Origin of the sequence: Paracoccus alcaliphilus, from assembly GCF_028553725.1 — a bacterium.
Classification (GTDB): Bacteria; Pseudomonadota; Alphaproteobacteria; order Rhodobacterales; family Rhodobacteraceae; genus Paracoccus; species Paracoccus alcaliphilus.
On record NZ_CP067124.1, the window covers coordinates 1,242,307 to 1,254,521 of the forward strand.

The window sequence follows — 12,215 nt, forward strand, 5'->3', positions numbered from 1 at the left end:
TTTAACGTGAGAACCCGCTGACCTTCGGCAGCCATGTGGACAGGGAAGGAACGAGGATCAGGATCAGCAGCACGACCAGCGCCGCAAGGAAGAAGGGCGGCAGTTCGCGGATCAGGGCCGAAGGCTTCTGCTTGGTGGCCGAGGATACGACGAAGATCAGCGCGCCCACCGGTGGCGTCATCAGCCCGAAGGTCAGGTTCACGATCACCACGATGGCGAAATGGTCCGCCGCGATGCCCAGGCTATGGGCGATGGGCGCAAGGATCGGCACAAGGATCATCACGCCGGGCAGCGGGTCCATGAACATGCCGAAGACCAGCAGCAGCAGGTTCACCATCAGCAGAAAGGCGATCGGCGACAGGTCCATCGCAATCACCGCACTGGCCATGGTCTGCGGCACGCCCTCGATGATCAGGATCCATGCAAAGGCGCGGGCCGAGGCAAGGATCATCAGCACCGCCACCGACATGATGGCCGAGCGCAAAAATGCCCCCCAGAGGTCCTGCAGGGTAAAGCCGCGATAGATGAAGGCGCTGGTAAGGATGGCATAGAAAACGGCGACGACCGAGGCCTCGGTCGGGGTGAATATCCCGCCGCGGATACCGCCGACAATCAGCACGATCAGCATTAGCGCCGGCAAGGCGACGAAGCTGTTGCGCAACATCTGCGCCACCGGGGGACGCGGCTCTCCGCTGCGATATCCGCGTTTGCGGCTGATATGCCAGTTTACCGCCGCCATCGCGGCTGAAATCAACAGCCCCGGCAGAATCCCGGCCATGAACAGCGATCCGACCGAGACGTTCCGGTCCTGCATCGCATAGATGATCATGGTGATCGAGGGCGGGATGATCGGCCCCACCACCGACGCGGAAATCGTCAGCGCCCCGGCATAGGATTTGGCATAGCCGCTGCGCTCCATCATCCGGACCATCATCGCCCCCGGTCCCGCCGCGTCGGCCAGGGCCGAGCCGGAAATGCCCGCGAACAGTGTCGATGACAGCACATTGGCATAGCCCAGACCGCCGCGCAGATGCCCCACGAATTGCGAGGCGAAACGCAGCAGCATCCGGGAAATCGCGCCGGTTGACATGATCTCGGCGGCAAGGATGAAGAACGGTACCGCCAGCAGCGGAAAGCTGTCGAGGCCGGTGAACATCTCCTTGACCACAACCACCAGCGGATAGCGGCCCGACAGGCCCACCGCCGCGAAGGCCGCCATCGCCAGCGCGAACGCAATGGGCACCCCCATCACCATCAGGATCAGGAAGGCGGCGATCAGGATCTCAACCAAGGGGGGCCTCGTCGGAATGTTGCTGCCCGGCGCGCCAGTATTTCGGGGCGATCAGCGCCAGATGAACGATCATCAGCACGAAACCGGCGGGCATCGCCGCATAGACCCATTTCATCGGCACCCGCAATGCCGCCGATTTCTGGATCGCCATACGGTTCATATAGTCGATGCCGACCCAGACCATGAAGGCGAAAAACGAGAACATGACCACAAGGATCGCTGCCCGCAGCGCCAGTTGACCCTGCGTTGGCAGGGCGTCCTGCGCGTTGGTGATGGCGGCATGCGCCCCTTCGCGCAGGGCCAGCCCGCTGCCCAGAAAGGTCAGCCAGATCATCGAGTAACGCGCCACTTCGTCAGCCCATGTCAGCGAATTGCCGGTCAGATACCGGCCCGCGACATTCCAGCCGACGACCACCGACATGGTCGCCAGAAGCAGGACAAGGACGGTGCCGTTCAGCATGACGAAGGCGCGTTCGACCCGACGCATGACGGATTATTCGATCGCCTGGATACGATCCATCAGTTCCTTGCCGAACTGCGCCTCGTAATTGCTGTAGGGTCCGGCCAGCGCCTCGCGGAAGACGGCCTTCTGTTCGGGCGAAAGCTCGTTCACCTCCATCCCGGCCTCTTGCATCGAGGCGACGCCGGACTGTTCGACATCATCGACATAGGCGCGCATCGCCGCGACGGCATCCGTCGCCGCCTGCTGGAACGCCGCCTGCTGCTCATCGTCCAACTGACCCCAGAGCGAGGGCGAGACAAGGATGATGGTCGAGGAATAGACATGCCCGTCCAGCGTCAGGTATTTCTGCACCTCGTTCAGCTTGGCCGAGACGATCACCGAAAGCGGGTTTTCCTGCCCGTCGATGGCGCCCTGTTCCAGCGCGCCGATCACTTCGGGCCATGCCATCGGGGTGGGGGCGGCGCCAAGGGCGCGGAAAGCTTCGAGATGGACCGGGTTTTCCATGGTACGGATCTTCAGCCCGGCCATGTCCTCGGGGGTCTCGATCGCGCCGCGATTGCTGGTGATGTGGCGGAAGCCCTGTTCGCCCCATGCCAGCGCCTTCAACCCGGCATCGTCGAATTTCGCCAGCATTTCCTGACCGATCTCGCCATCCAGCACGGTGCGGGCGTGATCCATGTCGCGCAGCAGGAAGGGGATGCCCAGCACGCCCACCTCGGGCACGAAATTGGTCAGCGTGCCGTCCGAGGCGATGGTCATTTCGACCGTGCCCAGTTGCAGCCCTTCCAGCACCTCGCGCTCGCCGCCCAGACCGGACGAGGGGAAATGGCGGAACGAGAACTGGTCGCCAAGGCTGGCGGTCAGCGATTCCTCGAACGCCTTGGCGCCGGCGCCGTAATGGCTGTCCTCGGCCAAGGCATAGCCGATCTTGATCTCTTGCGCATTGGCGGACGTGACGAATGCCGCGCCCAGCAGCGCGGCGGCATAAACGTGTTTCATGAAAGGAACCCCTCACCTCGTGTTGAGGCGGGGTTTAGCGCATGAACCGCGGTCCGCGCAATGCCCTGTGCGATTGGTGGTTGACAGCCGGATCGGGACTGCGGGCGGGCGTCTAGTGGAAATCGCGGCTGGGGAAAAGCCGCTTGGCCTGTTCGCGCGGATGGCGGGCATGGGCGGGCTGGCGGGAATGGCTGATCTGGCGCGGGGCGTTGTCGGCCTGCGGATGCGGCAGGCCCACGGCCTCGTCCAGCGGATGACCCAGTTCGGTCAGGCGATGCGACAGATCCTCGATCCGCTCGGCGATCAGATGCACGACGATGCCTTCGCGCTGCAACCGCCCCGAAACCCGCAGCAACCGCCCGCCCATGACGGCGCGGCGATAGCGGTGGAACACCTTTCGCCAGACGACGACATTTCCCACGCCGGTCTCATCTTCCAGCGTCAGGAAGATCACGCCCGAGGCGGTGCCGGGGCGCTGGCGGGTGATGACCAGCCCGCAGATACTGATCCGCCCAAGGGGCGTATCCGGCAGGCGTTCATGCGCGGTCAGGCCGGGGATCGCGGGGCGCAGCAGCTCCATCGGGTGGGCGCGCAGCGTCAGGCGGGTGGCGACGTAATCCTCGACCACCTCCTCGCCCAGATGCATGGCGGGCAGAGTGACGGGCGGTTCGCGCAGCCCCTCGCCGTCGATCGGGTCGGCAAACAGCGGCAGCGGCGCGGGCGCGCGGATCGCCCGCACCGCCCACAGCGCATCGCGGCGCGTCAGGCCCATGACGGCGAAGGCATCGGCTTCGGCCAGACGTTCCAGCACGGCGGGCGCCAGACCGGCCCGCAGCCACAGGCTTTCGGGATCGGGATAGCCATTGCCGCGCGCCTTCGCGATCCCCTCGGCATCGGCCTGACGAAAGCCCTTGATCTGCCGGAACCCCAGCCGCAGCGCCAGCCGCCCGTCGGCGCGGCGTTCCAGCGTATTGTCCCATTCGCTGTGATCGACGCAGATCGGCCGCACCTCGACTCCGTGATCGCGGGCATCCCGCACGATCTGGGCGGGGGCATAGAACCCCATCGGCTGGCTGTTCAGCAGCGCGCAGGTAAAGATCGCCGGATGATGGCATTTCAGCCATGACGAGACATAGGTCAGCAGGGCGAATGCCGCCGCATGGCTTTCGGGGAAGCCGTAATCGGCAAAACCCCGGATCTGGGCAAAGCAGCGGGCGGCGAAATCGGGGTCATAGCCATTGGCGATCATGCCCTCGATGAATTGCTTTTCGAAGTGATGCACGGTGCCCAGATTGCGGAACGACGCCAGAGAACGGCGCAGCCGGTCGGCATCCTCGGGCGAGAACCCCGCCGCGACCACCGCCATCCGCATCGCCTGTTCCTGAAACAGCGGGATGCCCAGGGTCTTTGACAGCACCTCTTTCAGCGCGTCCGAGGGGTAAACGACCGGCTCAATCCCCTGCCGCCGCCGCAGATAGGGCTGCACCATGCCGCCCTGAATCGGGCCGGGGCGGACGATGGCGACCTCGATCACCAGATCATAGAAATTGCGCGGCTTCATCCGCGGCAGAAAGTTCATCTGCGCCCGGCTTTCGACCTGAAACACCCCCACCGCATCGGCGCGGCACAGCATGTCATAGGTCGGACCGTCTTTTTCGGGCACGCTGTCAAGGCAATGCTCGACCCCCTCATGGTCGCGCAGCAGCCCGAAGGCCCGGCGCAGGCAGGACAGCATGCCCAGCCCCAGCACATCGACCTTGAGGATGCCCATCGCGTCGATATCGTCCTTGTCCCATTCGATGCAGGTGCGATCCTCCATCGCGGCATTCTCGATGGGGCACAGATCATCCAGCCGCCCTTTCGTGATGACGAAGCCGCCGACATGCTGCGACAGGTGGCGGGGAAAGCCGATGATATCGTCGATCAGGCGGATGGTCAGGGCAAGGTGGCGATCATCGGGGTTCAGGCCCAGTTCGCGGATCCGGTCGGGATCGGCCCCGTCATTCGACATGCCCCAGATCTGGCCCGACAGGCTGGCGATCACGTCCTGCGACAGGCCCATGACCCGGCCCACTTCCCAGATCGCGGCGCGGGACCGGAAATGGATCACCGTTGCGCACAGCCCGGCCCGGTCGCGGGTGTATTTCTTGTAAATCCACTGGATCACCTCTTCGCGGCGTTCATGTTCGAAATCGACGTCGATATCGGGCGGCTCTCCGCGGTGGCGAGAGATGAAGCGTTCAAAGACCATGTGGATCTGATCGGGGCTGACATCGGTGATGCCAAGCGCCCAGCAGATGATCGAATTCGCCGCCGAGCCGCGCCCCTGACACAGGATCCCCTCTGACCGTGCATAGCTGACGATGTCATGCACGGTCAGGAAATAGGCGGCGTATTCCATCTCGGCCACCAGCGTCAGTTCCTTGGCCGCCAGTTCCCGGTGACGGTCCGTGATGCCATTGGTACAGCGCCGCGCCAGCCCTTCGGCCACCAGCCGCTCCAGCCGCGCCTGCGCCGGTTCGCCATTGACGACCTCATCGGGATATTCGCCGCGCAGTTCGGCCAGATTGAAGCTGCATCGTGCGGCGATTTCCAGCGTGCGGCGGATCGCGGCGGGGTGGTGGTGAAAGATCCGCGCCATCTCGGCCGCGCTTTTCAGGCGGCGTTCGGCATTCATCAGCGCCTGCGTGCCGATCCGGTCGATGGTGATGCGGTGCCTCATGCAGGTCAACACATCGGCCAGCGGGCGACGGTGGGCGCGGTGCATCAGCACATCCCCCACCGCCACCATCGGCGCCGAGGCCCGCAGCGCCAGCCCCGCACAGGCATTGAGCCACGCCTGATCGCTGCCGTCATAGCGCGGCGCGGCACCCAGAAAGACATGGCGGGGAAAGTGGCGTTGCAGGGTCTGGACCGGTCCCAGCGCCTGCGCCAGATCGGCGGGCGGCAGGGCGATCAGGATCATGCCCGCGCAGCCCTGTTCCAGATCGGCCAGCGTCAGGTGACATTCCGCCTTGCCCGCCCGCCGCTTGCCCTGCGTCAGCAGCCGCGACAGCCGCGCATAGGCGGCCCGGTCGGTGGGCAGCGCCAGCCATTCGACCGGGCAATCCCGCAGCACCAGCCGCGCGCCGGTGATGAGCCGGGGCAGTTCAAGGCCCTCTGGCCGGTCGGGATCGGCGGCGATGCCGCGCAGCCCTCGCCATGCCCGCACCACCCCGGCCAGAGAGTTGCGGTCGGTGATGGCGATGGCCTTCAGCCCCAGTTCCGTGGCGCGTTTCATCAGCTCATGCGGATGCGAGGCCCCGGTCAGAAAGGTGAAATTCGAGGTCACGCACAGTTCGGCATAATCCGGGGCAGGGGGCGCGGGATCGGCGGGCGGCGGTGCGGGCGTCACAGGAATTCCCCCTGCACGAACCAGCCGGGCCGCTGCGGGGTGTGGAACATCCACAGCCGCCAGCCCTGATGGGTCTCGACGCGCCAGTAATCGCGGATGCCGCTGCGCCAGTCGTCATTCTCGGTCCACCATTCGGGGGCGATGCGTTCCGGCCCGGTGGCGCGACCGGTGGTCAGGGGCATCCGCCGCCAGCGGAACCGGGCGGGCGGGGTCGCGCCGCGCGCGGTGACGGGTTCGGGCGGAAACAGCCGCAGGGGACGCGGGCGGGCCATCTGCCAGTCGCCGCAGGGCCGCGATGCCGTGACGGGAACCAGCCGGAAGCTACCTTCGGGAATATGGCTGTCAAGCCGCTGAAAGCGCCGGATATTCTCTAACCCGATCCGCAGCCCGATGCGGGTGATCAGGTGATCCAGCCGCTCGGTTTTGGCCATGTCGGGGCCGGTCTGTTGCAGATGCAGGACTTCGGTCTGCACCGCCTCCAGCCGCAGCTGGTCGATGCCGAAACCGGCGTCGATACCCTCGATCCGGCGTTCCAGCAGCGGCAGGATACGGGCCGGGTCGCGCATGGCCGAGGCCAGCCGCAGCTCCAGCACCTGACTGCCCTGATCGACCCGGCGCAGGGTCAGGCACAGATGGCGCGCGCCTGCCTCATGGGCCTTCAGTTTCGCGCAGAGAGCATCCAGCAGGCGTTTCAGCGCCGCCATCACGTCCGAGGCCAGCCCGATCGGTTCGGGCAGGGTCAGTCGCACGGCGAAATGGGGCGGCTGCACCAGCGGGGCGATCGCCTCGGCCCGCCGTCCCAGCGCCTGATCCAGCCGCATCAGCAGTTCCGGCCCGAACCGGCGCGCCAGAGGCGCACGCGCCGCCGTCGCCAGCGCCCCGATGCTGCGCAAGCCCAGTCGTTGCAGGGCGATGGTGCTGCCCTCATCCAGACGCAGCGCGGCGACGGGCAGGGCCGCCAATGCCGCCAGACCGTCGCCCGGCGGGGCGATCCCCGGCCCGTGATGCGCCAGCGCCCATGCCGCGCCGCGGGTATCGGCCAGCCCGATCCGCGCCCCGATTCCGGCGCGCTCCAGCCGGGCGCGCATATCGGCCAGCAATTCGGCCTCGCCCCCCGCCAGATGGGCCGATCCGGTGATGTCCAGCACCAGCCCGTCGGGTTCTTCGCGCCCGGCCCAGGGGCAGTAACGCAGGCTCCAGCGGCGCAGCCCTTCCAGAAAGCGGGCATCGGCGGGGGGATCGGCGGGGCGGGCCTGCAATTGCGGGCAGAAGGCGCGGGCCTCGGAAAAGGGCATGCCGCGATGCAGTCCCTGCGCTTCGGCCAGCGCGTTCAGGCAGAAGATCCGCTCGGTATTGTCAACCCGCAGGGTCAGCGCGAAGGGGCCTTCGACCGGGCGCAGCCGCAAGGCCCGGTCCGAGGCCAGTCGCGGAAACCAGATCGACACGACGCGCCTTTGCGTCAGATCGAACAGAAGAGGGCTTGGATGGTCCATCCGTCAGATCATACAGTTCCTGTTTTGTTCTTTTTAATTTCCCCGCCTGCCAGAGTCGAGTCACACTGGCAGGCGGGGTTCTGCGACCATCCTGCCGCAGATCTATTGTACAAATGGACAGCAAGGCAAAACATCGCCCACCCTTGACGGGGGTTTGGCAGGTTTCGGCTGCGTCTGCGGGGCCGGTCTGCCCCCTTTTGGCCATTTGCGTTAACCTTAATTCATGGGGATCATGTTGTTCTTGCCGCTGACCGCGCTTGCCGCTTTTCTTGTCGGGCTGGACCGCCGGGGCAAGGGACGGATTCTGGCCTTTGGCTTTGGCAGTCTGGCAACCGCCGTCTGGCTGTGGGTCGTGGTGGCGCTGGTCGTCGTCAACCGCCCCTTCTGATTCCGGGAAATCCTGTACAACCAGCGCTGGCCGTCGTCGTGGTTTCCAGTGCCATTCGGCATGTCATGCGACAGATACATTGACAAACCGTCTATAAATCGTCGATGAATTACCGATGAGATGGAGGACGGATGGCTGCCAGACCTGACAAAGCCCTGCCCATTGCCGCAATCGCTGCCCCTGCCGATGCTGCGCGGGCCGATATCGGGCCGGTCGTTTCCTCGGCGCATCTGGCCTCGGGGCGGTCGCCGGGCCTGTCCGAGGTCGAATACGGCATGATGATCGCGGTCAGCGCCTTCAACCGCTGGATGGTGCGCTGCATGGCGGCGGCGGGACTGCCGGGCCTGTCGGCGACCGAGGTCGCGATCCTGCATTCCATCGCCCATCGGGGCCGCGAACGGCGCATGGCCGATATCGCGCTGGTGCTGGATATCGAGGATACGCATATCGTGACCTATGCGATCCGCAAGCTGGAAGCCGCCGGGCTGATTACCACCCGCCGCGCCGGCAAGGAAAAGCTGGTCTCGATCAGCGATGCCGGGTTCGATGCCTGCAAACGCTATGGCCAGCTGCGCGACAAGCTGCTGCTGGACATCACCAGCGAGGCGAGGATTTCCGAAGACAAGCTGTCCGAGGCCGCGGCCCTGCTGCGTCTGCTGTCGGGTGCCTATAATCAGGCGGCCCGCGCCGCCGCGACCTTCTGAGGGCCGTGATGACCGATCAAACCTGTCCGGTATTGCTGAGCGTCGAGAACCTGTCGGTACGTTTCGGCGCCTCGGAGGTCGTGGATGACCTGAGCTTTGTGGTGCGTCAGGGGCGCACGACGGCGGTGGTGGGCGAAAGCGGCTCGGGCAAGTCGGTAACGTCGATGTCGATCATGCGGCTGGCTGATTTCGGCGGCGCGACCTATCCGCAGGGGCGGATCATGTTCGGGCAGGACGGTCAGGCCAGCGACCTGCTGACCCGCGACAGCCGCGCCATGCGCCGGATCCGCGGCAACGAGATCGCGATGATCTTTCAAGAGCCGATGACCTCGCTGGACCCGCTGTTCTCGGTCGGGGACCAGCTGGCCGAAGTGCTGATGCTGCATGAAAACATGGGCCGCAGGCAGGCGCTGACCGAGGCCGAGCGGCTGCTGACGCTGGTCCGGCTGCCTGACGCCCGGGCGCTTCTGGGCCGTTACCCGCATCAGCTGTCGGGCGGGATGCGGCAGCGGGTCATGATCGCTATGGCGCTGGCCTGTCGTCCGAAACTGCTGATCGCGGATGAACCGACCACGGCGCTGGATGTGACGGTGCAGGCGCAGATCCTGACGATCATGCGCGAATTGCAGGCTGAACTGGGCATGGCGATGATCTTCATCACCCATGACATGGGCGTGGTCGCGGAAATCGCCGATGATGTGGTGGTGATGTGGAAGGGCAAGAAGGTCGAGGAAGGCCCGGTCGATCAGATTTTCGCCAATCCGCAGCATCCCTATACCCGTGCGCTGCTGTCGGCGGTGCCCCGGCTTGGCTCGATGACCGGGCAGAGGTTTCCGCTGCGCGAGCCCTTGACCGTGCTGGAGGATGGCCAGCCCCGGCTGGTCGGCGAGACCCGGCAGCAAAAGACCGCCCGCCATGACGGCCCGCCGCTGTTGCAGGTGCGCGATCTGATGGTGCGTTTCGACCTGAAAAAGAATTTCCTTGGTCGCCCGCTGCGGGTCTGCAACGCGGTCAACCATGTCAGCTTTGACATCTTTCCGGGGGAAACCCTGTCGCTGGTGGGGGAATCGGGGTCGGGCAAATCGACCATCGGCCGCACCATCCAGCAATTGCAGCAGCCGGTTTCGGGGCAGGTCATCTTCGAGGGCCGCGACATGGCGACGATGAGCCGGGCCGAAAGGCAGCGACTGCGGCGCGATGTGCAATATATCTTTCAGGACCCCTTTGCCTCGCTCGATCCCAGAAAGTCGGTCGGCTGGTCCATCGCCGAACCGATTCGCACTCACGGAATTCTGGATAACGACCGGGCGATCAGGCAGCGCGTGGGCGAGTTGCTGGAACGTGTCGGGCTGCAACCCGACATGGCCAGCCGCTTTCCGCACGAGTTTTCGGGCGGGCAGCGGCAGCGCGTCTGCATCGCCCGCGCGCTGGCCTCGAAACCCCGCCTGATTATCGCGGATGAGGCGCTGTCGGCGCTGGACGTGTCGGTTCAGGCGCAGATCATCAACCTGTTCATGGATTTGCAGCAAGAGGACGGGCTGTCCTATCTGTTCATCTCGCATGACATGGCGGTGGTCGAGAAGATGAGCCATCGTGTCGCCGTTCTCTATACCGGGCAGATCATGGAACTGGGCAGCCGCGCGCAGGTGTTCGAACAGACCGCCCATCCCTATACCCGCAGGCTGCTGTCGGCGGTTCCCGTGGCCGATCCCGGCGTGCGCCGCGACCGCCCGATGCTGGAGGGCGAGATCCCCTCGAACAGCAGCCCGGCGGGAGAGGCACCACCCCGCATCCCGCTGCGCGAGATCGCCCCCGGCCATTTCGTCGCCGAAGGCTTCAGCGGCCCCGCCACCCTGACCGAGATTCCCGATACCGCCCCGCCCGTCATTCCCCCGGTGGTGGCCACCGGCACCAATCAGACAACACCGACAGGAGCGTAACCCGATGTCACTGACCCCGAAACTGAAAGCCGCCGTCGCATCGGCCCTGCTGGCGACGACCGCAATGGCCGTGCCCGCACTGGCCGAAGGCAAGCTGACCGTGTCCAGCCCGCAGGATCCCGGCTCTTGGGATCCGATCGACACCTTTCTGGTGAACTGGGCATCGGCCGCGACCAATATCTTTGACGGGCTGACCTATCGCGGGCCGGATATGGAACTGGTCCCGGCGCTGGCCGAATCCTGGGAAGAACTGGACGAGGGCACCCGCATCCGCTTTGTGCTGCGTCAGGGTGTGACCTTCCACAATGGCGAACCCTTCAACGCCGAGGCGGTGAAATTCACCTTCGAGCGTCTGCTGGGCGACGAGGGCGCGAAAGGTCCGCAGCAGTCGAACTATACCGCCATCGAAAGCGTCGAGATCATCGACGATTACACCGTCGATTTCCACTTGTCGGCGCCCGATCCGGTGCTGTTGACCAAGCTGGCGGGCTATGGCGCGATGATCGTGCCGCCGAAATATGTTTCCGAGGTCAGCGAGCAGGAGTTCAACCTGAACCCCGTCGGCACCGGCCCGTTCCGGGTCGTGTCCTATGATCCCAAGGTCTCGCTGAAGATGGAAGCCTTTGAGGATTTCTGGGGCGATCAGGCGAAGCTGTCCGAACTGGAATTCCGCTTCATCACCGAACCCGCGACCGCCGTGGCCGAATTGCAGGCGGGCCGTGTGGATGTGGTGATTCCGCCGACCATTCCGATCTCGATGATCCCGACCATCGAGGCCGATCCGAACCTGACGCTGGCCACCGCGCCGGGGCCGACCGTCTATTCGCTGCGCTTCAACACCCGCGACGGCATCACCGCCGATGAAAACGTCCGCAAGGCGATGATCATGGCGGTGGATCGCGACACCATCGTGACCGAGATCCTTGGCGGACAGGCCGAGGTGATCGCCAGCCTTCAGGGCAAGCTGTCCTTCGGCTTCGATCCCGATCTGGAGCCGCTGCCCTATGACCCCGAAACCGCCGCGCAACTGCTGGCCGAGGCCGGCGTGCAGCCGGGCGCGACCGTGCAGATCGATATCCGCGGCAATGACGCGAGCTTTGGCGAAGTGACGCAGGCGGTGTCCGCCTATCTGTCCACCGTCGGCATCAACGCGACGATCACGCCATACGAGACGAACACGCTGCTGAACGACATCATCCCGCAGGGCAAGACCGGCGCGATGTTCCAGCAAAGCTGGGGCGGCTGGACCTTCGATTACGATAACACCGCCTATTCGATGTATCACACAGGCGAGAAGTGGAACCCTTATGACAGCGATCCCGAACTGGATGCGCTGCTGGAAAGCCAGCGCCCGCTGACCGACCGGGCCGAGCGCGAGCGCATCCTGCGCGAAATCGCCGCCTATGCCGCCGATCGTGCGCTGGAAATGCCGCTGTATAACCTGAACGCGATCTATGGCGTCAACAACCGGGTGCGGAACTTCGATCCGGCGCCCGACAACCGCATGCGGCTGAACACGGTCGAGGTGGAATGACAATCCGCT

The 12,215-nt window shown here is 65.2% G+C and carries 9 protein-coding genes; 4 read left to right on the forward strand and 5 right to left on the reverse strand.

Features of this window, described 5'->3' with window-relative positions:
- Position 1: 1 nt before the first annotated feature.
- From JHW40_RS06385 to JHW40_RS06405, 5 genes are all read right to left on the reverse strand, one after another.
- A complete protein-coding gene (locus tag JHW40_RS06385; protein ID WP_090610638.1) occupies positions 2 to 1,291 on the reverse strand; it encodes a TRAP transporter large permease in 1,290 nt (429 codons plus the stop codon).
- Positions 1,284 to 1,778: a TRAP transporter small permease gene (locus tag JHW40_RS06390; protein ID WP_090610639.1), complete on the reverse strand. Its 495-nt coding sequence runs from the start codon at positions 1,776 to 1,778 to the stop codon at positions 1,284 to 1,286. Before JHW40_RS06390 ends, JHW40_RS06385 begins: the two co-directional genes overlap by 8 nt.
- Before the next feature lie 6 nt (positions 1,779 to 1,784).
- On the reverse strand, positions 1,785 to 2,753 hold the full coding sequence (locus JHW40_RS06395; RefSeq protein ID WP_090610640.1) for a TRAP transporter substrate-binding protein: 969 nt from the start codon (positions 2,751 to 2,753) through the stop codon (positions 1,785 to 1,787).
- A 112-nt stretch (positions 2,754 to 2,865) separates the two neighbouring features.
- Entirely contained in the window at positions 2,866 to 6,147 is a 3,282-nt protein-coding gene (locus JHW40_RS06400) for an error-prone DNA polymerase (protein WP_170851732.1), read from the reverse strand.
- On the reverse strand, positions 6,144 to 7,640 hold the full coding sequence (locus tag JHW40_RS06405) for a Y-family DNA polymerase (RefSeq protein ID WP_244519119.1): 1,497 nt from the start codon (positions 7,638 to 7,640) through the stop codon (positions 6,144 to 6,146). The genes JHW40_RS06400 and JHW40_RS06405 overlap by 4 nt, the downstream gene beginning before the upstream one ends.
- 232 nt (positions 7,641 to 7,872) lie before the next feature.
- Between JHW40_RS06405 and JHW40_RS06410 the strand changes: the two genes are divergently transcribed.
- The 4 genes from JHW40_RS06410 (at position 7,873) to JHW40_RS06425 (ending at position 12,206) form a co-directional block, all read left to right on the forward strand.
- The gene (locus JHW40_RS06410) at positions 7,873 to 8,028 is read left to right on the forward strand and encodes a hypothetical protein (RefSeq protein WP_170851733.1); all 156 of its coding nucleotides are present in this window, start codon (positions 7,873 to 7,875) and stop codon (positions 8,026 to 8,028) included.
- A gap of 131 nt (positions 8,029 to 8,159) precedes the next feature.
- A complete protein-coding gene (locus JHW40_RS06415) occupies positions 8,160 to 8,732 on the forward strand; it encodes a winged helix DNA-binding protein (protein WP_090610641.1) in 573 nt (190 codons plus the stop codon).
- 8 nt (positions 8,733 to 8,740) lie between these two features.
- Positions 8,741 to 10,672: an ABC transporter ATP-binding protein gene (locus JHW40_RS06420; protein WP_090610642.1), complete on the forward strand. Its 1,932-nt coding sequence runs from the start codon at positions 8,741 to 8,743 to the stop codon at positions 10,670 to 10,672.
- A 4-nt stretch (positions 10,673 to 10,676) separates the two neighbouring features.
- Positions 10,677 to 12,206, forward strand: coding sequence for an ABC transporter substrate-binding protein (locus tag JHW40_RS06425; RefSeq protein WP_090610643.1), 1,530 nt, complete (start codon positions 10,677 to 10,679; stop codon positions 12,204 to 12,206).
- The last annotated feature ends 9 nt before the right edge of the window (positions 12,207 to 12,215 follow it).

Excerpts from the sequence above, each read along its gene's own strand:
- JHW40_RS06415 (WP_090610641.1), top strand. The coding sequence starts at position 8,160 with ATGGCTGCCAGACCTGACAAAGCCCTGCCCATTGCCGCAATCGCTGCC.
- JHW40_RS06405 (WP_244519119.1), bottom strand. The coding sequence starts at position 7,640 with ATGGACCATCCAAGCCCTCTTCTGTTCGATCTGACGCAAAGGCGCGTC.
- JHW40_RS06395 (WP_090610640.1), bottom strand. The coding sequence starts at position 2,753 with ATGAAACACGTTTATGCCGCCGCGCTGCTGGGCGCGGCATTCGTCACG.
- JHW40_RS06420 (WP_090610642.1), top strand. The coding sequence starts at position 8,741 with ATGACCGATCAAACCTGTCCGGTATTGCTGAGCGTCGAGAACCTGTCG.
- JHW40_RS06390 (WP_090610639.1), bottom strand. The coding sequence starts at position 1,778 with ATGCGTCGGGTCGAACGCGCCTTCGTCATGCTGAACGGCACCGTCCTT.
- JHW40_RS06410 (WP_170851733.1), top strand. The coding sequence starts at position 7,873 with ATGTTGTTCTTGCCGCTGACCGCGCTTGCCGCTTTTCTTGTCGGGCTG.
- JHW40_RS06425 (WP_090610643.1), top strand. The coding sequence starts at position 10,677 with ATGTCACTGACCCCGAAACTGAAAGCCGCCGTCGCATCGGCCCTGCTG.